Source organism: Pseudomonas sp. LBUM1645 (genome assembly GCF_059716185.1).
Window position 1 is genome coordinate 3895107 of the sequence record NZ_CP166811.1, and the last position, 23570, is coordinate 3918676.

The 23570-nt window shown below is 58.3% G+C and carries 19 protein-coding genes; 14 read left to right on the forward strand and 5 right to left on the reverse strand.

Translation table 11 applies throughout. The annotated features are described in order from the left end of the window. Positions 1-6 precede the first annotated feature (6 nt). From ACA079_RS17385 to ACA079_RS17405, 5 genes are all read left to right on the forward strand, one after another. Positions 7-759, forward strand: coding sequence for a maleate cis-trans isomerase family protein (locus tag ACA079_RS17385; protein WP_008149891.1), 753 nt, complete (start codon positions 7-9; stop codon positions 757-759). Between the two features lie 12 nt (positions 760-771). Next, complete coding sequence (locus ACA079_RS17390; RefSeq protein WP_489268549.1) at positions 772-1404, forward strand: N-carbamoylsarcosine amidohydrolase; 633 nt, start codon at positions 772-774, stop codon at positions 1402-1404. A gap of 239 nt (positions 1405-1643) precedes the next feature. Further along, on the forward strand, positions 1644-2954 hold the full coding sequence (locus ACA079_RS17395; RefSeq protein ID WP_056739956.1) for an MFS transporter: 1311 nt from the start codon (positions 1644-1646) through the stop codon (positions 2952-2954). A gap of 148 nt (positions 2955-3102) precedes the next feature. Beyond that, positions 3103-4182 (forward strand): nucleoside hydrolase, encoded by a 1080-nt coding sequence (locus ACA079_RS17400; RefSeq protein WP_497700224.1) that lies wholly within the window; start codon positions 3103-3105, stop codon positions 4180-4182. 136 nt (positions 4183-4318) lie between these two features. Further along, positions 4319-4792 (forward strand): LEA/WHy family protein, encoded by a 474-nt coding sequence (locus ACA079_RS17405; RefSeq protein WP_497700225.1) that lies wholly within the window; start codon positions 4319-4321, stop codon positions 4790-4792. A gap of 121 nt (positions 4793-4913) precedes the next feature. On the opposite strand, the gene ACA079_RS17410 is transcribed toward ACA079_RS17405, so the two are convergent. After that, complete coding sequence (locus ACA079_RS17410) at positions 4914-5837, reverse strand: carbon-nitrogen hydrolase family protein (protein ID WP_497700226.1); 924 nt, start codon at positions 5835-5837, stop codon at positions 4914-4916. Between the two features lie 85 nt (positions 5838-5922). Here ACA079_RS17410 and ACA079_RS17415 point away from each other — a divergent pair, with 85 nt between their 5' ends. Next, complete coding sequence (locus ACA079_RS17415; protein ID WP_497700227.1) at positions 5923-6837, forward strand: LysR family transcriptional regulator; 915 nt, start codon at positions 5923-5925, stop codon at positions 6835-6837. A 96-nt stretch (positions 6838-6933) separates the two neighbouring features. On the opposite strand, the gene ACA079_RS17420 is transcribed toward ACA079_RS17415, so the two are convergent. Further along, entirely contained in the window at positions 6934-7185 is a 252-nt protein-coding gene (locus ACA079_RS17420; protein WP_129444401.1) for a hypothetical protein, read from the reverse strand. A gap of 165 nt (positions 7186-7350) precedes the next feature. Here ACA079_RS17420 and ACA079_RS17425 point away from each other — a divergent pair, with 165 nt between their 5' ends. Continuing rightward, complete coding sequence (locus ACA079_RS17425) at positions 7351-7668, forward strand: ElaB/YgaM/YqjD family protein (protein WP_497700228.1); 318 nt, start codon at positions 7351-7353, stop codon at positions 7666-7668. Positions 7669-7747: 79 nt separating this feature from the next. Here the strand turns inward: ACA079_RS17425 and ACA079_RS17430 are convergent, their stop codons facing one another. Further along, positions 7748-8788, reverse strand: a complete 1041-nt coding sequence (locus tag ACA079_RS17430) for an Ldh family oxidoreductase (RefSeq protein ID WP_497700229.1) — start codon at positions 8786-8788, stop codon at positions 7748-7750. 231 nt (positions 8789-9019) lie between these two features. On the opposite strand from ACA079_RS17430, the gene ACA079_RS17435 reads away from it, so the two are divergent. After that, positions 9020-13843, forward strand: a complete 4824-nt coding sequence (locus ACA079_RS17435) for a dermonecrotic toxin domain-containing protein (protein WP_497700230.1) — start codon at positions 9020-9022, stop codon at positions 13841-13843. A gap of 97 nt (positions 13844-13940) precedes the next feature. Then, the gene (locus ACA079_RS17440) at positions 13941-14942 is read left to right on the forward strand and encodes a FecR family protein (protein WP_497700231.1); all 1002 of its coding nucleotides are present in this window, start codon (positions 13941-13943) and stop codon (positions 14940-14942) included. Positions 14943-14997: 55 nt separating this feature from the next. Here the strand turns inward: ACA079_RS17440 and pvdQ are convergent, their stop codons facing one another. Then, complete coding sequence (pvdQ, locus tag ACA079_RS17445; RefSeq protein WP_497700232.1) at positions 14998-17343, reverse strand: bifunctional acylase PvdQ; 2346 nt, start codon at positions 17341-17343, stop codon at positions 14998-15000. A gap of 245 nt (positions 17344-17588) precedes the next feature. On the opposite strand from pvdQ, the gene ACA079_RS17450 reads away from it, so the two are divergent. Next, a complete protein-coding gene (locus ACA079_RS17450) occupies positions 17589-17960 on the forward strand; it encodes a fe2+ zn2+ uptake regulation protein (RefSeq protein WP_415769212.1) in 372 nt (123 codons plus the stop codon). 19 nt (positions 17961-17979) lie between these two features. Here ACA079_RS17450 and ACA079_RS17455 read toward each other — a convergent pair whose 3' ends face one another. Further along, a complete protein-coding gene (locus ACA079_RS17455) occupies positions 17980-18168 on the reverse strand; it encodes a hypothetical protein (RefSeq protein WP_033055104.1) in 189 nt (62 codons plus the stop codon). Between the two features lie 157 nt (positions 18169-18325). On the opposite strand from ACA079_RS17455, the gene ACA079_RS17460 reads away from it, so the two are divergent. The 4 genes from ACA079_RS17460 (at position 18326) to ACA079_RS17475 (ending at position 23535) form a co-directional block, all read left to right on the forward strand. Then, entirely contained in the window at positions 18326-18463 is a 138-nt protein-coding gene (locus ACA079_RS17460; RefSeq protein WP_347805931.1) for a hypothetical protein, read from the forward strand. A gap of 274 nt (positions 18464-18737) precedes the next feature. Next, positions 18738-19979: an MFS transporter gene (locus ACA079_RS17465; protein WP_497700233.1), complete on the forward strand. Its 1242-nt coding sequence runs from the start codon at positions 18738-18740 to the stop codon at positions 19977-19979. A gap of 21 nt (positions 19980-20000) precedes the next feature. Continuing rightward, a complete protein-coding gene (locus ACA079_RS17470) occupies positions 20001-21131 on the forward strand; it encodes a LuxE/PaaK family acyltransferase (protein WP_497700234.1) in 1131 nt (376 codons plus the stop codon). A gap of 1 nt (position 21132) precedes the next feature. Continuing rightward, positions 21133-23535 (forward strand): aldehyde dehydrogenase family protein, encoded by a 2403-nt coding sequence (locus ACA079_RS17475; RefSeq protein WP_497700235.1) that lies wholly within the window; start codon positions 21133-21135, stop codon positions 23533-23535. The last annotated feature ends 35 nt before the right edge of the window (positions 23536-23570 follow it).

A 23570-nucleotide genomic window follows, 5' to 3' on the forward strand; every position in this document is an offset into this window, starting at 1 on the left:
ACTTTTATGCTCACGCCTTACCGCATCGGCCAGATCGTGCCGAGCTCCAACACCACCATGGAAACCGAGATCCCGGCGATGCTCACCGCGCGTCAGTTGATCCGCCCCGAGCGCTTCACCTTTCACTCCAGCCGCATGCGCATGAAACAAGTGCGCAAGGAAGAGCTGGCGGCGATGGACGGCGAATCCGACCGCTGCGCCGTGGAATTGTCCGACGCCAAGGTCGACGTATTGGGTTACGCGTGCCTCGTGGCGATCATGGCCATGGGTCTGGGTTATCACCGCAAATCCGAACAACGGCTGCGCAAGGCCACCGCCGATAACGACGGCAACGCGCCGGTCATTACCAGCGCCGGCGCCTTGATCGAAGGCCTGAAAGTGCTGGGCGCCAAACGCATCGCTATTGTCGCGCCGTACATGAAACCCCTCACCGAACTGGTGGTGGATTACATCCGCGCAGAAGGCTTCGAAGTCGTGGACTGGCGCGCACTGGAAATTCCCGACAACCTCGCCGTGGCCCGTCACGATCCGGCGAATCTGCCGGGCATCGTGGCCGGTATGAACCTGGAAGGCGTCGACGTGATCGTGCTCTCGGCCTGCGTGCAGATGCAGTCATTGCCGGTGGTGGCGCAAGTCGAAGCACAAACCGGTAAACCTGTGCTCACCGCCGCCATTGCCACCACCTACGCCATGCTCAAGGCCCTGGACCTGGAACCGATTGTTCCCGGTGCAGGCGCCCTGCTCTCCGGCGCTTATTAAGAGGTGAGCGACATGAGCGAACAAACCGCCAACGACAACTATCAGGGCGTGTGGGGCCAGCGCATCGGTTTCGGCCAGAAAGCCGCGTTGCTGATGATCGATTTCATGCGTGGCTACACCACCGAAGGGGCGCCGCTGTTCGCGCCCGGCGTGGTCAGTGCAGTGGCCGAAAGCGTTGAACTGCTGGCCAGCGCCCGTCGTCAGGGCATCCCGGTGGTGCACACCAATATTCGTTACCATCCCGGCCATTTCGCCGACGGTGGCATCTGGGTTAAAAAGGCCCCGGTGATGAAAGATATGGTCGAGGGCAACCCCTTGGCGGCGTTTTGCGAAGAGGTACTGCCCCAGGAAGATGAAGTGGTGATCAGCAAGCAATACGCCAGTGCCTTTTTCGGCAGCAGCCTGGCCTCGATGCTGCACGCTCAAGGCATCGACACCGTGGTGCTGGCCGGTTGCTCCACCAGCGGCTGCATTCGGGCGACAGCGGTGGACGCCGTGCAACACGGTTTTCGCACCATCGTCGTGCGCGAGTGCGTCGGCGACCGACATCCGGCGCCCCATGAAGCCAACCTGTTCGATATCGACAGCAAGTACGGCGATGTCGTCAGTAAGCAGGAGGCCATCGCCCACTTCAAAAAAATGTAAGGCGTACCACAAGAACCGCGCCATAGAGCGCAGGTCTTGGTAAAAACTGAGGAGCGAACTTTGTAGGAGCAAGGCTTGCCCGCGATGGCGATTTCAAGGATGCCATCGCGAGCAAGCTTTGCTCCTACAGATGGGCCCTCAGTCTTCTGACACTGCCTTTGGACGCCGCTTTCAGCGCGCCAGAGCGCTGGAAAAAAGCGGCTGTATAAAAACCATAAGTCACCGCCAGGAGACACCCGATGCCCATTGCGAATGCAGCACCTGCGACCACGGTCGCCGACCCGATTCAAGCGCTTTACCACAAGATCACCTGGAAGCTGATCCCTTTCCTGTGCTTCTGCTACCTGGCCGCGTACCTCGACCGGATCAATATCGGCTTCGCCAAACTGCAGATGCTCGATCAACTGCACTTCAGCGAAACCGCCTTCGGCCTCGGTGCCGGACTGTTTTTTGTCGGCTACATCCTGTTCGAGGTGCCGAGCAACCTGGTGCTGGAGAAAGTCGGCGCCAAAATCTGGATCGCCCGCATCATGATCACCTGGGGCCTGCTGTCGGCCTGCACCATGCTCGTGACGTCCACCACTCAGTTCTACATCCTGCGCTTCTTGCTCGGCGCCGCTGAAGCGGGCTTTCTGCCCGGCGTTCTGTATTACCTGACGACCTGGTTTCCGACCTATCGACGGGGCCGCATCATCGCCTTGTTCATGATCGGCCTGCCACTGTCCAGCGTCATTGGCGGTCCGCTGTCCGGCTGGGTCATGGGTTATTTCGATAACTTTGGCGGCCTGCATGGCTGGCAATGGCTGTTCCTCATCGAAGCGGTACCGAGTGTCATGCTGGGCGTGCTGACCTTCTGGGCCCTGCCCAACAACTATCGCCAAGCCAAATGGCTCAACGACGATGAAAAAAACCTGCTGGAACAAGAACTGCGCGCCGATGAGGCCAGTGGCGGGGACAGCAAACACAGTTTTCGCGACGGCTTCTTCAACCTGAAGGTCTGGATGCTCGGCGGGATCGACTTCTCGATCCTGCTCAGTGCCTATGCCATGGGTTTCTGGATGCCGACCTTCATCCGCAATGCAGGCATCAGCGACACCTTCCACATCGGCGTACTCACGGCGCTGCCGAGCATCGCCGCGTTGTTGGGCATGCTATTGATCGGCGCCAGCTCCGACAAACACCGCGAACGTCGCTGGCACATCATCGTGCCGTTTCTGGTGGGCGCCGCCGCCATGGCCAGTGCGCCGTTCTTCGTCCACAACGTGGTGGCGACCGTGGCACTGTTCGCCATTGCGTCGGCGGCGATCATTGGCGCGGTGCCGGTGTTCTTCAGTCTGCCGGCGACCTTTCTCAAAGGCACCGCGGCGGCCACCGGCTTCGCCCTCGCCTGCTCGTTGGCAAACATCGCCGGGCTGGTCAGCAACTCGCTGATGGGGGTCGCCATCGACGTCACCGGCAGCAGCGCCGGCGCGCTGTGGTTCTTTGCCGGCTGCCTGATTCTCAGCAGCTTTCTGGTGATCGCCTTGCCGGCCAAACTGGTCAACCGCTGACACACCACACCGCCTCTGTAGGAGCTGGCGCAGCCTGCGATCTTTTGATCTTGTTTTTTTGATGGACCAAAGTCAAAAGATCGCAGGCTGCGCCAGCTCCTACGTGGATCGCGGTAGCCGCCAAATACAACTTCTCAGGTGAGTCCCCATGCAAGGTTTGATCAAACGCTGCGCCCTGCTTGTCGCTGCCGGCCTCTGCGCCGGCTCCCTGCAAGCGGCGGAAAAAGTCATCTTCGACACCGACTTCAACGTGCTCAACGATGATGGCCAGGCCTTCATCATGCTCGCCCAGCTCCACGCCCAGAAACGCATCGACCTGCTCGGCATGACCCTGGTCAGCGGCAACGCCTGGGTCGACCAGGAACAGGTGGATGCCCTCAAGGCTGTAGAGCGCATGGGCGTGGAAAAGGACGTCGGTGTCTATTCCGGCGCGGCCTACCCGTTGCTGCATGACTTCGCCACCTACCCGCAGGAACAAGCCCTGTTCGGCGCCGGCTGGCCGGGTGCTTTCAAGGCGCCGCGTCCGACATCCGCCGCGCAACTGATCGCCCCGCCGGATGGCCTGGCGACCCACACCGCATTGCGCAAGGAAACCGCTGCCCAGTTCATCGTCGACAGCGTGCGCGCCAATCCTCGAGAGGTGACATTGCTGGCGGTCGGCCCGCTGACCAACATCGCCCTGGCCATTCGATCCGCCCCCGACATCGTGCCGTTGATCAAACGCATCGTGTACATGGGCGGGGCCATCGAGATTCCGGGCAACACCACACCGGCCGCCGAATTCAACTGGTGGTTCGACCCCGAGGCGGCGAAGATCGTCCTGCGCTCACCCATCGAACACGTCATTTTTCCCAACGATGTGTGCGAAAAGGTCACCTTCGATGCCTCGATCTATCACCGCGTCATCGCCCGGCCGGGAGCGATTGCCGAGTTGTACAAACACGAATTCGCACCGTTGTTCAGCAAAGACCCCGGCTATCACAGTTTTACCTGGGACAGCCTGCCAGCCCTGTTTCTGGTCGAGCCGGGCATCGTCACCGAATCCCGCGAGCTGTGGGTCGATGTCAATGCCCAGTTCGGTGCCGACTACGGTCGCGCCTTGGGTTACAAGAAAAGTCCACCGGTGGGCACGCAAAAAGCCAAGGTGGTGTTTGCCATCGACCAGAAGCAGTTCTGGGATGATTATGTGAATCTTGTGACCTTGCCGACGCCGGTCAAAGGCAGCTGACGCCGCACCGCTCATGAAGAAGTGACAGCTTGCGGCGAACCCCTCACAGTGAGCGTGGTCGCACAGGTGAACCGCTAAACGTTGCTCAAGGGTCGAGCCGTCAGCGGTTCGGTCCCTTTTCTGTCGAGAACCCTTCATGCGCAGACTCCTCGCTTTATCCTTCTCGTTACTGTTGCTCTCCCTGAGCGCCTGTGCCCTGCTGCCCAATCGCGACCCGCTGAACATCAATGTCGTCGGCTTCGAGCCGCTGCAAAGCCAGGACATGGAAGTACGCTTTGCCGTGAAAATACGCGTGCAAAACCCCAACGAGACCACCATCAATTACAACGGCGTGGCCCTGGACCTGGAAGTCAACGGCCAGCCACTTGCCTCCGGTGTCAGCGATCAATCGGGCTCGATTGCACGCTTTTCCGAAACCGTGCTGACCGTGCCGGTGAGTGTTTCGGCGTTCTCGGTGCTGCGCCAGACCCTGGGGCTGAGCAAAACCCAAACACTCGACAACCTGCCCTACGTCCTGCACGGCAAACTCGCGGGCGGCTTGTTCGGCACGATGCGTTTCGTGGACAGTGGCAAACTCAGCCTGCCAACGTCGACGACCGGCACCTGGTGAGACCGACAGATCAATGTGGGAGCGAGCTTGCTCCGGGCGGCGTTCCGACGATGGCGACGGCACATTCAACGCATTAGTTGCCTGGCCCACCGCTATCGCGAGCAAGCTCGCTCCCACAGAGTTATGCGTTGAAACGGACGCCCGGTTTGGCGCGCTCATCTACCGTCAGTTCGAACACGTCCGGGCGCGCGTAGTGCCCCACCACGTCGAAGTCGTAACGGGCACGAACCAAGTCATCGGTGTCGATTTCTGCCGTGAGCAAACCGGCGCTGTCACGCAGCGGTCCAGCCAGAATATCGCCCATCGGCCCGACGATCACGCTACCACCGGCAATCAATGGGCGGTCCGCCGGCCAGTTGGCGATCTCCACGCCCAAGGCTTGCGGTGAATCCTGAATCTGACAGGCGCTGACCACAAAGCAGCGTCCTTCATGGGCGATATGGCGCATGCTGACCTGCCACATTTCCCGCTCGTCCACCGTTGGCGCGCACCAGACCTCCACGCCTTTGGCGTACATCGCGGTGCGCAGCAGCGGCATCATGTTTTCCCAACACACCACCGCGCCGATCCGCCCGACCTGACTGTCGATCACCGGCAGCGTCGAGCCATCGCCTTTGCCCCAAATCAACCGCTCGGTGCCGGTAGGCATCAGTTTGCGGTGCTTGGCGACCAGCCCGGCCTGCGGATCGAAATACAACGCGGTGCAGTACAAGGTGCTGCCAGCGCGTTCGATGACACCGATCACCAGGTTGGCGCCGGTGCGCGCTGAAAGCCCGGCCAACGCTTCGGTTTCCGCGCCGGGTACGTCGATCGCATTGGCGAAATACCGGGCAAAGGCTTCACGACCTTCCGGCAGTCGATAGCCCAGCTGAGTACCAAAGCCCTCGCCTTTGGGGTAACCGCCGAGCAACGCTTCCGGCATCACCACCAGCGCAGCACCGGATTCGATAATCGCGTTTTCCCAGGCAAGGATCTGTTCCAGGGTCTCGGCTTTGCCGCCGGGCAAAGAGCCGATTTGCAGTGCAGCAACGATTGACTTGGGCATCGCAGTAACTCCGAAAGCAATGAGGTGTTGCTCATTCTCAGGCGTCACATGATCATGAATAAAGCCCCATTCACTGCTGAATGATATGAACCAAATGAATATCGCCTCCATCGATCTCAACCTGCTGAAAGTGTTCGAAGCGCTGCATGAAGAGTCCAGCGCCAGCCGGGCCGCGTTACGTCTGGGCGTGACGCAATCAGCCGTCAGCGCCGCACTGCGAAGGCTTCGCGAGGTGTATGGCGATCAGTTGTTCGTGCGCACCGGCCGAGGACTCGCGCCCACGCTCAAGGCCAACCAGTTGAAACCGGTGGTCAGCGATGCCCTGAACAAATGCCGGCAGAGCCTGGCGATGGTCGACCCGGCCGCCCACCATTACGACGGGCGTTCGGTGACCGTGGGTATGTCCGATGATTTCGAAATCGCTTATGGGCGCCGGCTGATCGAGGAAATCGCCTGCGTCGCGCCGAAGCTGCGGTTGATCTTTCGTCAGACCCACAGTCAGATCGTCGCCCAGGCGTTGATGGAACGCAGCATTGATCTGGCGATCACCGCCGGTGGGTTTGCCGAGCGCTTGCTCAGCCGTCAGGTGTTGGGAGAAGGCGGTTATCTGTGTTTGGTGGACCCGCTCAGCCTGACCGAGGGGCAGCAGACCCTTAGCCTTGATGAGTTCGTTGCCCGCGAGCACATTCTGGTGTCGTCGGGCGGCTTTATCGGGATCACCGATGAGGGGCTCGCGGCGCTGGGGTTGAGTCGGCGGGTATGCGCGTCCACCACACACTTTGCCGCGTTGCCGCACTTGCTCAAGGGCAGTCAGGCCGTGGCGACCATTCCGGCCCATGCGGCGCAAAGCATTGCGGCGCTCAGCGGACTGGCGCTGCTGCCCTGCCCTCTGGCGTTGCCGCGATACCCGATCGAACTGGGCTGGCGCACCAGTACACAGCTCGATCCGGTGGTGCTGAAAGTGCGGGAAGCGATTGTCGCGAGTTTTGCGAGCGCGTAGGAGCTGCCGAAGGCTGCGATCTTTTGATCTTGCTTGAAAGATCAAAAGATCGCAGCCTTCGGCAGCTCCTACGCGGGAATAGTGTCAGGCAGGAATTTATTTAGCAGCCATCAGGCGATTGATCTCGCTGCGCACCATGTTCGCGAATTCCGGGGGCGACATGCCGTCAAGTTCGGCACGGACCCACTCGGCCCATTTGCCTTTGCGCTTGGCGCGTTCACCGAACAACCGAGCGGCTTCGCCCTTGGACTTGCCCAGGTTGCTTTGCCAGAGATCGAACAGACGGGATTTCTCATCTTCAAGCGCAGCGCGCTCGGCAAGGGGTTTGTCGGCCAGATTGAAGCTCATGGGAGTTACCTGCGGCGTAAAATAGGCGACATCTTACACTGAAGGAGGAAATGTCCGACTCAGGATTTTTCCTCAGGGTTGGGTCAACGCGAAAATCCACTGCAACTTTTTCGCTGACGGCAGACTCCATTGTTCACTGTCCATTTATCTGCAAGGAGTACCTCAATGGCCCGGAAAACCGCCGCACAAGTAGCCGAAGACCAGATCAAGGATCAAGCCTTCAGCGAACTTCAGGTTCTGATCGAAGAGTCGGAAAAACTGCTCAAAAGCAGTGCCTCGCTCGTCGGAGAGGAAGCGGACACACTTCGTGGGCAGATCGCCCAGAAACTTCAGCAGGCTCGGGACTCCGTCACCAGCGTTCGTGACCGGACCAAACCTGCGGTCGAAGCCACTGAAACCTACATCGGTGGTCATCCGTGGCAAACCGTGGCGATCTCTGCCGGTTTCGGCCTGGTAGTCGGGTTGTTGCTGGGTCGGCGTTAAGCGGTCCCGTTTTAATCAGTACAGAGCAAAAAGGCGAGCATTGAGCTCGCCTTTTTCTTGCCCGGGTTTTATACAAACCTCAGAGCCCGGCCAGTTCCCGCAAACTCGCCAACGTCTGATCATCGAGCCGGATGCCTTCCGTGCTGGACTTGGCCCGTTGTTGGTGACGTCGATCACCCGGCAAACGCTTGAGCCCCACCCCGTGCATCTGCCGGACCAGTTCCTGACTGCGCTCGGCAAAACTCTGCCCGGCCGCCTTGCTCGGGTCGATCACGATCAACAGTTGGCCAGTCCACGGCGTCTTGGCGCCCGGATGATTTGACCAATCGAACTCGAAGGAAAAATTGCCGCCGGTCAACGCCGCCGCCAACAGCTCCACCATCATCGACAGCGCCGAGCCTTTATGCCCGCCAAACGGCAGCAACGCGCCGCCCTCAAGAATCGCTTTCGGGTCTTGGGTCGGCTGGCCAAGACCGTCCACACCCATGCCTGGCGGCAAACGCTCGCCTTTGCGTGCGGCGATCTGCACATCCCCATGGGCAATGGCGCTGGTCGCCAGGTCGAAGACAATCGGATCGCCGTCAGCCCGCGGGGCGGCGAAAGCAATCGGGTTGGTCCCGAACAGCGGACGATCGGCGCCGTGCGGCACCACGCAGGTCATGCTGTTGACCACACTCAGCGCCACTAGCCCTTCATAGGCAAAGGGCTCGACATCCGGCCACAAGGCGGCGAAATGGTGGGAGTTACGAATCGCCAGCACTGCAATGCCGGCACTGCGGGCCTTTTCCACCAGCAAGGCGCGTGCTGCTGCGAGGGCCGGTTGGGCGAAACCATTACCGGCGTCGACCCGGACAAAGCCCGAAGCCACGTCCTCGACCACCGGCACGGCCTGGCCATTGACCCAGCCGCTCTGGAGCGTCGATACGTAACCGGGAATGCGGAACACGCCATGGCTATGGGCGCCATCGCGTTCGGCGCCGGCGCAGTTGAGGGCCAGTGTCCTGGCTACCTCGGCGGAGGTGCCATGGCGCTGAAAAATCTGCTCAAGCAAAAGAACGAGCGCGTCGAAATCGAGCGTTTGAGTGTTCGAACTGACGGCCACTTCGGGCGTTGCGGTCATCTGAAGCTCCAGTTTTATTATTGAGTACGGGCAACAGGGTGAAACAAGGTTGCAGGGCAACCCAAAACAGTTGTCGATTAAGCGCTGTTCTACCGGCTTCCTGTCAAGTCTCGACAGCCTGTTCGGATCAAGCAATATGTACCGCACCCGAGCCTTCCACTGACCGTACTGTTTTTCCTCAATCCAACGACCGGCGATCACCCGCCGATCGCAGCACATCGAGGAAAAACCATGTCTGCTCCCCCACTGCCGTATTTTTTCGACGAGGCAGAACTTGCATCCAATGGCAAACAGCCCGGTGATCGCGAGAAAGCGCTGTACTTCACGCTTGATGACCTGAAGTGGTTGAAGGTTGTTTATCTGGCGACGCATGAAGTCCGTATCGCCAATAACAAGCCCATGCACGTCGACCAGCTGCTTTTAAGCGTGCCTGATGCAGCCAATATCCCCCTGGCCGGCGCTTTTGCCATGAGCCAGCCCAACGATGGAGAAGTCACGCTCTACACTCCGTGGAAAGGCCTGATCAAATTCGCGGACATGGAGGACCTCAAAAGCAGACTCAAGGAATGGTTGGCACAGCCCACTGGCAAGCGTGAGTTACTGCGCTTTCTCTCCATCGAGCAACGCAGTGCTTTACCCGCCGCCACTGCACCAGACATTGCCACGCAAAAAATCGAAGGGGCGGTGTTCCAGGACCAGCAGCTCACCCTCGAGCGCAATCAGGCTCAGAACATCAAGACGATGATGGGCGAACTGGTCAAGCTGCCAACACTGCAATCGATGCTGGACGAGACCCTCAAGAACGCGTTGCACAAACCGTTCCCCAAACTGGACCAGCGCCTTACTCGACTGAAGAGCTTTGTCAGGACGATTTCAGCCTCCGACGGCAGCGATTACCAGCACACGCTTTCCTCGTATTCACTGAGCGATGCCCTGCTGCATTACTACCTGACCAACCAGTGGCCGACTGGCGATTCCAGAGTCTTTTCCAATCCCCAACACAGTGTGAGCAGCGACGCCGATAACCAGGCCTGGGAAAGTGCAGTCAAAGAAATCGCGCAAAGCTTTACCCCTCACTTGCAGAGCCTGCTCAAGACGTTCTGGAACACACCGATGATCAACGGGCAGTCACGCTCGGAGTTTTTTGCCGAGGGTTTGCGCGATACCTTTCACGTGAAACTTTTGCTTGAGCATCAGCAAGGAATTTTAACGACGCAGGAATACCAGCGACTGATGAATGTCAGCCTCGAACCTGAAACCGTCGATCCTCTTCGCATCGAAAAAGTGCGTATCACCGCGCCCTTCAAGCATTACGCAGAGCTGGCCTCTACCTTGATGATCGGCAGCCGCGAAACCCTGGGCTTTCTGTACACACAGTCCAGAGGCATCGAGGCAACGAGCGACCTGCCCGCTGTCAGGAGAATCGTCCTGGAGATGATGAAAAGCGAAGGCCACGAAGACACGCTGCTCAACTTCATGTCTTTGGACGAACGCGGCACGTTTCTTTCATTGGGCCCGGATGAGCGCGTCATTGTCGGTGAACCGATCATCAGCCCGGTGTTTGGACAATTGATGGACGACATCCTTGGCAAGCAACGGGAGAACCTGTCCCACGCGCTGAGCCGTTACCGTGAAAGCGAAGGTACACAGGATCCCCATGCCTTGATCGACAAAGCACTGGATGTCCGGGGACTGATCGACGATCGACTGCTGGCGGCCGATGCCCAAGAACGCTGGAGTACTCACGCCGACCAGCGCTGGAGCGCGCAACCGGCCACCGTTCGTGCCGAGTCGGCCAAAGAGCAACTGGCCCGACTCTCCTCCGTTAAGGTGGCGCTCGACCAACTCCTCGAAAACCAACCGGTCATTCCCGCAACAACCCGCACGATTGCCGAAGTGCAGCGTATCGTCAATTCATCACTCGGGAGCCTGCAATCGAGTTTCACTCACACTCTGTCAACGGCATTGCGCAGTGAATTGAAGCTGCACACCGTCATGCGCACCCTGGGTGCGACGGAACAGGCGATCATCAACACCGTACTCGATACTCCGGTACGCTTGCGGCGAGCCGCATTGAACGGTTTTTTGCCGGACGTGTTTTCCTTGGCGCTGAAGGCAAGCGAAGCCGCGGCCCCGTTGAAACTGGCCAGTTGTTTTGTGCTGACCGAACGAGGTGGCCTGGACCCGAAGCATTCGGGCAAGGCGATTTTGTGGACGCCAGCGTCGGGATTTGAAGCCTTCAGGGCGTTGGCGCCGCTGCTGACCGAGCTGGATCGACGCCTCAAAGACTATGATGATCGCACCACCCTTCTGGAGAACCTTGGACGCAGCGAGCGTTTGCCTGGCAAGCACTACACCCTCTCCCCACTGCAGCGAATAGATCAGCACTTTCTCGATCACGTGCAAAAGCCCTATGTCCAGCTGGACCAGGTGTGCGTCACCCGTGCGCTGGCCACGAAGCTCCCCGGGCCGGCCCTGGCCAGTCTCCTGAACCTGGTGGCACTACGCCAACCGATGACCGGGTTACTCCGTGCGACGGACATTGCCCAATCTCTCACCACTCAGCAAAAACTGCCGGCATGGCTGGCCAAGGCGTCCATCAAAGATCAGATATTGCATGGGGAGTTGCTTCAGCAATACCTCAACAATGTCACCGACGACCAGGACTACCTCACCGGCATACGCTCCCTGGCGCGCACGGCCCACCATGCACTTGAAAAACAACTCAAGGCAGATAAGTTCGACATCGATCCGGACAAGGTCCAGATCCTGATCAGCGCACGCCCGAGGTCTGCGGCCAGCACCCAAACCTTGACCGACTTTGCATTGACCCACTTCAAGAATCTGGACATAACCCATTTCAGATGGGTGTCGCTTGATAACACCGAGATTCCCGAGGACATGGACCAAAGTTACATCAGAGACCTGATACGAAACTTGAAGCTGGGTGAACATCAACAAAAGACATTGAACGAAGCCTTTGCAGACACCCAGGCGGATGCAATGGACCGCAGGAAGCGGTTTTACACGCAATTACCCTGGCAGCTGATGCACTACGCTCATTCGGAAAAACTACAAGAGCGCCTGAGCGAAACCGGGTTTAACCTTATTCGCCAAGTCATGGATATGCCCGATGCCATCGCCCGCGCGGCAGTCGACGGCGCCCACGCGATCATCCGACCACTTGAGTTCCTGGGCATCAAGAGCGGGCAAACGATCAAAGTGCCAGGCGTCTATCTGATTGGCTCATCGGCCGATAGCACCGCGCCACAGGTCCTTGTCGCGCCTCACAGCCCTCGGCACGGAGTGAAAGAATATAAGAATGAAACACAACTGCTGACAGAACTGAAGACTCGCGGCAGTCTGCTCGACTGGGTACTCATGAACGTCCCGCAGCCTGACCGGATACAGCTTGAGTACAGGATGGAGACCTCCAGTAACCGCCTCCCCGACGTGACGCTGGCGTCCAATCCGATCAAGGGGAATCTGTTCAAACACTTGTTCAAGGATAACGTCGAGTTATTAGTCCGATTGCTCGGTTGTCAGACCGATGACAACAAGCAGGGTGAATGGGCAACCATCAAGCATGTGCTGGGTGAAGATTTGCACGAGGCATTTACGTTCTTGACGGGCAAGCTTGCCTACCCGATCACGGTGTGGCGCAGTTATCGCGACATCAAGCAATCCGCCGAAGACCTTCAAACGCACAAATGGGGGGCGGCGATAAAAGAATTTATCAGCGGCATTGCACAACTGGCCTCGTTGCGGCAATCGATGGAGGATCCAGTGAAGACGCCTTCGACGACCAGCGCGCCGGAGCCAGAAACGCGCGACACCCGACTCAAATGGCAGGACATCGACATCACCGCACCCGAGCGCACGCAGTTGAAGCGTCATGAGAGCATTGACGTCGATCTGGGTTCGCTGACACACGACTCCAAGCTCGGGCTCTACTCTCATCCGTCGACAAAAAAACACTACGGGCCGGTTGAAGGCAAAGTGTATCCCGTTGAAAAGCATGGCACCCGCTGGCGTATCGGCGACACAAAAAACCGTGGCCCTTATCTACGTCTGAACGAATCGAAGCAATGGGTTCTGAACAGGGAAACACCGGCGCCCCGCTTCGGCCTTATCAACCGGGCACATAACGCGATAACGGTTTGGGAAAGCATGAATGTCGAAGCACATGGAATGACCCAAATCCGTCAAATTTTTCCGCTAAAGGCTCGTCAGATTGACGAGGCGCTGGATCTGGCAACCACCTATGCCTGGAACAGCTTCCGCAACCTGCAACTGCTCAAGACTTCTGACGACACGGTCACGCCCGTGCACCAGCTCATCATGGATTTTATTGATGTGCCCGCAGTGACGGACGCACATGTGGAGAAGATCGAAAAAGTCCTGGGCGACACTTTTGCAGCCTTGTTGGAACCTACACTCAGAAAGCCGAACTCCAAGCGTTTTGTGATCGGCAAGCTCCTCAATCACGAGGAAAACTCCTACGCCTTCACCCTTCCAAAGGACGTACAAAGGAAAATTTACCTGGCAGAGAAATTCTTCTTTCCCAATTTCGACCTCTACCGTGAACACTTGTCCGACGCCGCCTTCCCCATCCACACTCATGCCCGGGCGGCAGCCCTGATTCATGAGGTTTCGCACATTGCCTGCAATACCGAAGACATTTCTTATCTCGATACCGGCAGACCGTTCGTCGACCTGATAGGAACGGCCAGTGCTTTCGCCACTGAGCTCAAGACTGCCTTAAGCGATCTTCAGGGCAGCGCACTGTCAATCAAGACGCCTTATACACAGCTGTTCAAAGTCCAGAACCCTGATGACGGTGAATGGGAGGACCTGGGTGATACCTCTGATCAAAATACTGATCGGATAAAGAAACATATCTTGACCTTGACCGGCGAGGACAACCTGAGCGGTGCCCGCACAACCTTCAAAAAAGACCCACTGATCAGACTGGCGGTGCAACTCGCTAACGCCGACAGCGTGACCTGGCTGATCACTCATCTGGGGCGCCAATTGCACACCAGCACCCCGTGAGTTTTAAAAAAAGTGCCAGTTTGATGGGTAATTGCCATGACGGTTGTTCTCGCAGACTTCCGCACAAGGTTAGAATGCAGGAAATCAGGATGAGTCAATGACCGACAACCCTCTCTCGCAAGCCGAATACGACGCTGTCACCGATGCCGCTGCGCATTGGTGCATGCGTCTGCACGCCAACGATTGCACTGCTGAAGAGCGGTTGGCGTTCGAGCAATGGCATGACGCTAATCCGCTTCACGCGTTCGAGTACGAGGCCATGCTGGAGATCTGGGATGTCGCGGGGGACCTGCCACGTCCAGAAACCGTGGTCCCGATGGTCCGCGCCAGACCTGCTACGCCTTGGCGCACCTTCGGTATCGCCGCCGCGGTTTGCGCCATGGCATTGCCGCTGGCGGCCTATAGCGGCTGGAACCTGGGCTGGCTACCCAATTCCTACCAACATTTCGAGGCGAACGACAATGTCCGCCAGGTCACCCTGAGCGATGGCAGTCAGGTGGAACTGAACCTGGGCAGTGAGCTGACGTTCAGCAACTACAAGGATCAACGTCGGATTACGCTGAAAAAAGGCGAAGCCTTCTTCAGCGTCAGCCATGACACTCGACACCCCTTCATTGTCAAAGCAGCCGAAGGCAGGATTCGAGTCACCGGAACCAAATTCAACGTCTGGATGTATGAAGATCAGGTACGCGTGAACCTGATAGAAGGTTCGGTGCTGGTGAGCAGCAATGATGCCTTGACGGGAGACGGCTTGCGTCTTGAGCCCGCGATGCAGGCGAGCTTTAGACGCGGCGACTTCACTCCCCGGATCAGCCAGACTTACGACAATGACAACTCACTGGCCTGGCGCAGCGGAAAACTGGTGCTCAATGATCTGGCGCTGACCGACGCATTGCCATTGATCAATCGCTACTTGAGCAAACCGGTGATGGTGGCCGACAACAGCACTGGCTCGATTCGCATCGGCGGCATCTACAACATCAAAGAGCTCAACAACCTGGTGGCTTCCCTGCCCAAGGTGTTACCGGTCTACCTGACCCGCAACAAGGATGGCAATCCAGTCCTCAATTCTATTCCGCAACAAGCCCCAAAAAGCTGAAGGCCGCGACCTTTACAAGGTGCGGCCTTCATTTTTCGTTCAAACACCATCAGCGTTACTGTACGGCCACCTTCCCGGCTTTTTCATCCTGCTCGCGGATCGTCTGAACCTGGTACTGAGGATCGGACCTGATCTGCTGTTCGGTGAACGGCAACACACTCAACTGCTTCCTGGAAAATGCCACGGTCTGATCTCTGGAGTACTTGGAGGCCGGGTCACTGGATAGCGAGAATGCCAGCAGCCCCTGGGCCTGCGGCCCCTTGTCATCGAAGGTCACCACCTGCAAATAGCTGGTACCACTGACGACCTCGAGTTTTCCGTCGGTTCTCGGCACGCTCTGAATGGCGTTATAAACTCCAAGAGTGCCAGGTCCACCGTGAATCGGCGTCTGCTGGCCGCCGCTGCTGACCACCTGGATATCACCCCAGCGACTATCCGCCTTGAGCCCCATCTTGTTCACCTGAGCTACCGACGCCAGCATCGCTTCGCGAACCGCCTTTGCGACTTCCGGGCGATCGATCGCCAGGCCGCGCGGGGTGTGTTGCGGGTCTTTCGGATCGAACGCCACACGCCACAGATCAGGCGTTTCCTGTAGCGACGCCATGACATCCTGGAAATGCACAAACCCCAGACCACTGTCCAGATTCGCACTGCGATCCCAGGCCTTGAGACTGGCACACAGCGGCGCGAGCGCCGGCGCATCGGTACCCAGTGCCGCCGCACAGAACTGCAGCAGGTCCGGCATCACTTGATCCGCCTGATACACCTGGTCGTCCATCACCATGTGTTGCAGATCCGTCGCTGCTATGGGACCTGCCTTGTTCAACGTGTTCAGGCGATCCAGCGCAAAACGCGAGCGCAGCCCCAATGGCTGGCCATCCTGGCTGATCAGGGGCGAAAAACCGGTGAGTGGTTGCGCCGGGTTGGCCATCCAGGCCGAATCGTTGGAGTGCTGCACAAAATCCTTGCGCAACAGCTGCGGCAACTTGTCTGACGCAAAAATGCCTTTTTGTGCCGCCGTCGGGTCGATGTCCCAGGCACACGCACTGTTGGAACCGTCGAGGACGATCATCTGCAACCCGACCCGAGGGTCACTGCACTGGGCCAGTTTGTCGGCACTGACGTTCGGCACCACCGAGAGATTCATGTACAGCGTCTGCCCCTGATCATCCGTCGCCAGGGTGTTGACCCACGGTATCCCCTGGATCTTGTGCACCGAGGCCTGCAAGTCCTTGAGGCTGACCGCGTGGTTCATTGCATACCACTGCTGCAAGACCCGGTCGTTATCCAGATTGGCGTCACGCAAGCTGTAGGCGAACTGGTTGTCCCAGTCGAGCTTTCCGGGCCATTGCACGATCGGGCCGAACTGCGAACTGTAGACCACATGAGAAACCGGTCTGGTCTGGCCATCCGGTTGTTTCACGTTCACGGTCAGGGTCTGTTTCTTCATCGGCAATGACTTGCCGTCGAGCAGATATCGGGTCGTATCCTTGGGATCGAGTTGCAGGCGATACAAGGTGAAATGCTTGGACGAGTCCACCGTGTGAGTCCACGCCAGGTGCTGGTTGAAACCGATGTTGATCATCGGCAGCCCCGGCAGCGCTGCGCCCATGACGTCCAGTTTGCCGGGAATGGTCAGGTGCATTTGATAGAAACGCATCCCGCCGACCCAAGGGAAATGCGGATTGGCCAGCAACATGCCGCGGCCGTTGAACGAACGCTCACTGCCGACCGCCACGGCATTGCTGCCGCGATCCAGGGCAAAACGCTGCATGCGCGAGGCGGCCATTTGGAACGACACCGGTTCGCTTGCCACATGTGCCACGGCTTTGGGTGGCGTTGCTCCGGCCAAGGCTTCGGCAAACTGCCCTACTCCACCTTCGACCAGCAGGCGCCGCGTCAACTTGACCAGATCCTGGGCGGTAATCTCGCGCACCCAGTCGCCCTGACACTGCTGCGGCAAACCCTGCACCCGACGTTCTGTCAGCGAACGGTTATAGCCCGCCACATACCCTTCAATGAGATCGCGCACTGGCGGGGTTTGCGCCTGCCAGAAACCCTCGACAGCCTGTGGCGTGTTCAGCCAATTGAAAAACAGATCGCTGACCAGGTTTTCGCGTTCTTCGACCGTGAACTGATCCGGGCCGAAATAGCGTGAACGTTCGCCGTTCACGGTAGTGATCTCATTGGCCAGCAGGCACAGGTTGTCCTGAGCGTAGGCGTAACCAATGCCATAACCGAGCCCGCGCTCGTTGTCGGCACGGATATGTGGCACACCGAAACTGGTCCGGCGAATGTCGGCGCTCGCCTGCTCCGGCTGACTGCGTGCGTTTGCCGTAAGACTCAAGCCCACCAACACGCCTGCAAGGCTCAACCGGGTTAACTGCCTGGAAATAATCACGCTCGCTCCTGATCGAAAAGACAAACACCCTGCGTCATACACGCACTGCGCCTTCCCCTAGGAACGAAACAAATGACAAAAATTTAGGCCCTGAAAGGCGCTTTTTACGGCCGTCTCACAGGCTGCTGACGTGATGGCGACAAAATTTCTACATTCGGGGCTTCATTATTTGCCCTGCTCGTACGTCTTATTGAATGAGAGCACCCATCACATTTCCTGGCCGGCTCGGAAAAGGAGTTTTTTGCATGTACAACTCGCAACTGCCAACGGACGGTAGCAATGCGCCAAAGGGCTCTGCCATGGGCTCCGGTGTTTTCAGTCAACGGGGCGAGCGCAATGGCAACGAGCGGATCAGGCTGCTGCTCAAAAGCTATGGTCTGCGAACCAGTCTGATTCGCCTGAAAGTCATCGACGCCTTGCTGACCGCCGCCGAAAGCGACCGTAGCCTTGGCGTGCGCGGCGTGCACAGCCACTTGCTGGACCTGGATATTCCCCTGTCCTTTCTCAGTGTGCGGGAAGTGTTGAAACGCTTATGCAGCGAAGGCGTGATCACGCTCAATGCGGACAAAAGCTACAGCCTGCATCCGCACGCTGCAGCCATGCTCCATCGCGAGTGATCCGCTCAAGGTGCGTCGTTCAGGGTTTGACCTTGCGACGCATCATGCCATTGATCACCACCACGATCACCGCCACGCCGATGGCGATGTACTGAAACAGCTTCTCGCTGATGACGCCTGCGTTTTGCAGATACGAAAGGCCGAACATGATCCCCAACACCACGAGGGAGATCAGAATCGAGTATTTCAAACGTTGCGACTGAGTCATTGCGAGTTCCTGAACCTGAAAAATGTATCCGGTTTGTATCAGAACGCATGCCAAGCCCCTACCTTTCTCCGGGGATGGGACGCTACAAACGGGGTCTCATGTTACAGCCGATGAAGAGTTTTGGCTTCATAGTGGCGATAACCATGAGGATTTTGAAATGCTCCGTCGAATCACACTGCTGATTCCCCTGCTCGCTCTCCTGACACTGAGCGGCTGCATCGTTTTCCCCCACGGCGGCTGGCACGGCGGTCACCATTACGACCGTGGCGGGCCGGGTTATTACCAGCATCGATAATGGTTGGTTGTGTCATAAAGCGTGAATAATTGAACATTCATTCGTAAGACAAATACCCCACCCAATAACTACTGAACAAATGCCCGCCCTGTCGCGGGCATTTTTCGTACATGCATATTCACTTCTTGTTTCCTTCCCTGTGCACATCGAAACATAGGGATAACCATTGAAGCTTTCGGTCTCAATCGTCCATTTGAGCTATTCATATTCGATGATTACTCTCGGTGCATCGCAATAAACCCGTTATTAAATTTTGAGCAAGAACAGGGATGCCATGCACAAGCCTTTAATCAATATCAGCCCCCACCATTTGTTTGGCTTTTGCCTTGCAATAACTTTTTTCGAACTGCTGACTTATATGGCCAGCGACATGATTATGCCGGCTATGTTGACCGTCACACGACAACTGGATGCCAGCCCCGACCATGTCCCCTACGCCTTCAATCTGTATCTGGCCGGCGGCATTCTTTTGCAATGGCTAATTGGCCCGCTGTCTGATCACTTCGGCCGCCGCCGAATGTTGCTCATCGGTTGCGCGGTATTCGCCCTGGCCTGTGCCGCCGCGTTCAACGTGCAAAGCATTTATGCGTTCAGCGGCTTGCGACTGATTCAGGGCATGGGGTTGGGGTTTGTCATCGCGGTCAGCTACCCGGCCCTGCAAGAAGTTTTCTGCGAAGCCGACGCGGTCAAAATCATGGCGTTGTTGGGGAACGTTGCGCTGCTCTCCCCGCTTCTGGGACCGCTGCTCGGCAGTCTGCTGCTGGAGTGGTTGTCCTGGCGGGAATTGTTTTTACTGCTGGGTATCAGCGGCGTGATGGTCTGGCTCGGGCTTTACCTGTTCATGCCGGAAACCGTGGGCACCCTGCGCCACGACGGTCAGCGACTGGAAGCCGTGCGCTTTGAATGGCACGGCACCCTGCGCCGCTATGCCGCGTTGCTGACTAACCCGCGATTCCTGTGCGCCGCTATCGCGCTGGGCGTGATGAGCCTGCCCTTGATTGCCTGGATCGGGTTGGCGCCGCTCTTGCTGATCCACAACCAGGGGCTTTCAAGTCTGCACTATGGCCTGTGGCAAATCCCGGCGTTTGCGGCAGTCATTCTCGGCAATCTGATCCTCAACCGACTGATTGCCAACGCTGAGCTGCCACAACTGATTCGATACGCACTTTGGCCGTTTTGCGGCGGGCTGATCGCGTTAGTCGCCGTCAGCTTCTACGGTGCTTCGACAGTCGTGCTGATCAGTTGCCTGGCGCTTTACGCCGTTGGGCTTGGCATGAGCAATGCCGCGCTGTACCGGCTTGCACTGTTTGCAAGCGACGACAGCAAAGGTCTGGTCTCCGCCATGATCGGCATGATTTCGATCGCTGTCATGGGCGGTGGCGGCTCACTTATTGCGGCCGCCGGTGCCGGTGACAGCCACGAATCCTTCGCTTTGATGGCGGGTATTGCGGGGCTTCTGAGCCTGGCGCCCCTAAGTCTGTTTCTGCGGCGTTCTCACATCGCGCTTGCCGTCTGACACCACACAGTAGGTCTTTTGATGATCCATCTACCTCACACCGATGCGCTTTGCGCGTTAACGCAACCCTATTGCCTGGATTCCGTACCCGAGGGTCTGTTCGACCGGTCGATGGGGGAAATCAGTCTGTTTCATTGTCACCACACGCCTGGCTACGAACGCTGGCTAAACGCCAACGGGCTCGATGCCCGGGACTTGGAGACACTGGATGACTGGTCCAGGTTGCCACCGATTTTCGCCAACTATTTCAAACGGCACTTGTTGTTCGGCCCCACCGGCGAAGGCGCGCTGGAGCTGACATCGTCTGGCACCAGCGGCCAGAAGAGTCGCATGCGCTATGACCCTCGCAGCATGGCAGCGGCCCAAGGCATGGTGAGCCACATTTTCCGGCACTACGGCTGGGATACTCCGCAAAGCCCCTGCAATTATTTGCTCCTGAGCTACGAGCCCGAGGCTGCCATCACCTTGGGCACCGCTTACACAGACCAGTTTCTCTGCAGCTATGCGCCCGTCAATCGAGTCGTCTACGGATTGCGCCGGACGGGTAAAGGTCACGAGTTCGACCTGTTTGGCGTGATTCGCGCCTTGCAGGAGTTTGCCGACGAGGGATTACCCGTGCGGATTCTCGGATTTCCAGCGTTCCTTTCCCATGCGCTACAGCACATGGAAGACACCAGTGCACCGAGTCTCAAGCTACCGGCCCAGTCGCTGGTGTTTCTGGGTGGCGGCTGGAAAACCCAGGCAGCGCAAGAGATCCCCCTGCTTGAGTTGTATGCCCGAATCAATCGGCAATTAGGTATCGACCTGTCCCGTTGCCGGGATGGTTACGGTGCCGTCGAGCATGCCGTGCCCTACATCCAATGTGCCCACTATCATTTTCATGCCCCCATTTACTCGAAGGTTTTCGTGCGCAACCCATCCGATTTCACTGTCCAGCCATACGGCCAGCGCGGCTTGCTGGAATTCGTCTCCCCGTACATTTCCTCAAGCCCTGCCCACGCTGTGGTCATGGGCGATCTGGCGACATTACACCCTGGAGCCAGTTGCGGATGTGGCCTGACGACCGATTGGTTCGAGCTGCACGGACGCGCTGGCACCACCGCCAGTCGCAGCTGCGCAATGGCGGCCTCAGAACTGCTGGGAGGGGCTTGATATGTACCTCATCAATGGCCAACTGCGTGACGACGTTACCCCGGAAAGCGCCCTCGACAGCCTTCGAAAACAATTGCCCGGGTTGCTTTCTGCACCGATCGACAGCGAGACCGTCATCAAGACCGCAGCTCATTTCGCCACGCAACTACAGACTCACAGCCTGAACCTGCCTCTGGACGACGACCAATGTCAGGGACTGATCGAGTTCTGCCAGCGCAGCAACCTGAGCACGAAGCTTGAGCGAGAACTGGGTTCGCAACCCCGGTCGCTGAGGCGTATCGACTACCGGCAGCCGCACTTTGAAAGCTGGCACCCGTTGGGACTGGTGGTGCATGTGACGCCAGGCAATGCGCCGATGCTGGCGTTCTGCGCGGTTCTCGAAAGCCTGCTGGCCGGTAACATAAATTGGTTACGCCCTAGCGCCAGCGATGCGGGTTTGACTGCGCAATTGCTGGCTGCCTTTGTGAAGTGCGACACCAGTGGCAGGCTTGCCGAATTCGTCGCGGTGCTGCCCGTGGGCACTTCCCGGATAGCCGAACTCTGCGCTCAGGCCGATGGCGTGTCAGCCTGGGGCGGTGAAAAGGCGCTCAAGGCGATTCGTCAGCAGATCCCCACCGGATGCCGCTGGATCGACTGGGGGCACAGGATCAGTTTCGCTTATCTGTCACCTGACGCGGCCAACTCTTCGGCGCTGGATGCGTTGGTGGATGAGGTTTGCAGTCTGGATCAGCAAGCGTGTTCCAGTCCACAATGGGTGCTGGTGGACAGCAACGACCCGGCCATCCTGCAGGACCTGGGCGAGCGTTTGAGCGATGCCTTCAAACGTCGCGCGTCGCACTGGCCGGCGCTGGTGCCCACGGACCAGGAAGCGTGCGAGATCACCACCCGCACGGCCATGGCGCAACTGGATTACTGTTTTGCGAACCAGAGCGGCCAGGTCTGGGCCGGCCACGGATGGCGGATCATCTGGGAACACCATCAGACGCTCGCGCCTTCGCCGCTTTTTCGCACGGTGCTGCTCAAACCTGTGCCGCAACACTTGATCGCCGAGACGCTGTTGCCCTGGCGCACTGTCCTGCAAAGCTGCGCACTGATTTGCTCTCCGACAGAAACGCCTGGACTTGTGCAAACGCTGGTCGACGCTGGGGTCACCCGTATTGCGCCTTGCGCAGGGATTCATGACGGCTACGCAGGTGAGCCGCATGATGGCGTCTACGCGTTGACGCGTCTGAGTCGCCGCCTCTCGGTGAGTCTGTCGCCGGATGTTTTGCCTGGTCGGGCAACGCTCGACCCGGTCCCGCCCGCCTCCGACACCGCCCATGAGCCGATCATGGACAAAAACACCTTCACGACCCAGCCGATGGGCACCGCCGCGCAATTGTATTTTCGCTCAGGAGGGAGCAGCGGCACTCCGGCCCTCGCCGGTTTCAGCTATCGCGACTTTCAACGGCAGATGCGCGCAGCGGCCGACGGCATGTTCGCCGCCGGACTCGATCCTTCACAGGACCGGGTCATGAACCTGTTTTACGGCGGTAGCCTGTACGGAGGTTTCCTCAGTTTTACCAAAATACTGGAGCAGATGGGCGTTACACATTTCCCCATGGGTGCGCCCCAGGACGATGACTTCAGCGAAATCGCCCAACTGATCGTCGACCAGCGTGTCACCGTGCTGATTGGCATGCCGAGCACCTTGCATCGTCTGTTCTTCAACGAGCAGGCCCGACTCCGCACGTACGCAGGTATTGGCAAAGTGTTCCTCGGCGGCGAGCATCCGGGCCACACCAGCCTGAGCCTCATGGAAAGCTGCGGGGTCTCGATGATCCGCTCAGCGATCTATGGCTCCGTCGACGCCGGTCCCTTGGGGCATGCGTGCGCAGCCACCGCGAACGGGGTGTTTCACTTGATGTACGACACCCAGCATCTGGAAATTGTGCAGATCGAACAGGATGAACCGGTTCAGGCCAATGAGATCGGGCGCCTGCTGTTTACTTCACGAGCACGGCAAGGCCAAAACGTGCGCCGATATGACGTGGGCGACACCGGTCGCTGGATACCCGGAGCCTGCCCGTGCGGACTGGACTCACCCCGGTTCGAACTGCTCCAGCGCCACGGCAAACTGGTTCGAATGGGCACGGAGTTCATTTCGCCTTTGGCTCTGCAGGATAGCGTCGGCGCACCCATTCAGATTGTTCTGGACCACACCCCTGATGGCGTCGAGCGACTCAACGTTCTAACGGATGCAGACATCAACCAGGTTCGCACTGCATTACTGAGCCATGAAGCACTGGCCAATGCCGTAAACGCCAAACTGTTAACTGTCGACGTTCAAGTGTGTAAGGAGCAAGCGTTCTTTCGAAACAAACACAGCGGCAAAACACCTTTGGTTATTGATAAAAGAAAATAAAAATATCGCCCACTAACTTGTCTTTAACCACCAAA

Excerpts from the sequence above, each read along its gene's own strand:
- ACA079_RS17385 (WP_008149891.1), top strand. The coding sequence starts at position 7 with ATGCTCACGCCTTACCGCATCGGCCAGATCGTGCCGAGCTCCAACACC.
- ACA079_RS17390 (WP_489268549.1), top strand. The coding sequence starts at position 772 with ATGAGCGAACAAACCGCCAACGACAACTATCAGGGCGTGTGGGGCCAG.
- ACA079_RS17395 (WP_056739956.1), top strand. The coding sequence starts at position 1,644 with ATGCCCATTGCGAATGCAGCACCTGCGACCACGGTCGCCGACCCGATT.
- ACA079_RS17400 (WP_497700224.1), top strand. The coding sequence starts at position 3,103 with ATGCAAGGTTTGATCAAACGCTGCGCCCTGCTTGTCGCTGCCGGCCTC.
- ACA079_RS17405 (WP_497700225.1), top strand. The coding sequence starts at position 4,319 with ATGCGCAGACTCCTCGCTTTATCCTTCTCGTTACTGTTGCTCTCCCTG.
- ACA079_RS17410 (WP_497700226.1), bottom strand. The coding sequence starts at position 5,837 with ATGCCCAAGTCAATCGTTGCTGCACTGCAAATCGGCTCTTTGCCCGGC.
- ACA079_RS17415 (WP_497700227.1), top strand. The coding sequence starts at position 5,923 with ATGAACCAAATGAATATCGCCTCCATCGATCTCAACCTGCTGAAAGTG.
- ACA079_RS17420 (WP_129444401.1), bottom strand. The coding sequence starts at position 7,185 with ATGAGCTTCAATCTGGCCGACAAACCCCTTGCCGAGCGCGCTGCGCTT.
- ACA079_RS17425 (WP_497700228.1), top strand. The coding sequence starts at position 7,351 with ATGGCCCGGAAAACCGCCGCACAAGTAGCCGAAGACCAGATCAAGGAT.
- ACA079_RS17430 (WP_497700229.1), bottom strand. The coding sequence starts at position 8,788 with ATGACCGCAACGCCCGAAGTGGCCGTCAGTTCGAACACTCAAACGCTC.
- ACA079_RS17435 (WP_497700230.1), top strand. The coding sequence starts at position 9,020 with ATGTCTGCTCCCCCACTGCCGTATTTTTTCGACGAGGCAGAACTTGCA.
- ACA079_RS17440 (WP_497700231.1), top strand. The coding sequence starts at position 13,941 with ATGACCGACAACCCTCTCTCGCAAGCCGAATACGACGCTGTCACCGAT.
- ACA079_RS17450 (WP_415769212.1), top strand. The coding sequence starts at position 17,589 with ATGTACAACTCGCAACTGCCAACGGACGGTAGCAATGCGCCAAAGGGC.
- ACA079_RS17455 (WP_033055104.1), bottom strand. The coding sequence starts at position 18,168 with ATGACTCAGTCGCAACGTTTGAAATACTCGATTCTGATCTCCCTCGTG.
- ACA079_RS17460 (WP_347805931.1), top strand. The coding sequence starts at position 18,326 with ATGCTCCGTCGAATCACACTGCTGATTCCCCTGCTCGCTCTCCTGACA.
- ACA079_RS17465 (WP_497700233.1), top strand. The coding sequence starts at position 18,738 with ATGCACAAGCCTTTAATCAATATCAGCCCCCACCATTTGTTTGGCTTT.
- ACA079_RS17470 (WP_497700234.1), top strand. The coding sequence starts at position 20,001 with ATGATCCATCTACCTCACACCGATGCGCTTTGCGCGTTAACGCAACCC.
- ACA079_RS17475 (WP_497700235.1), top strand. The coding sequence starts at position 21,133 with ATGTACCTCATCAATGGCCAACTGCGTGACGACGTTACCCCGGAAAGC.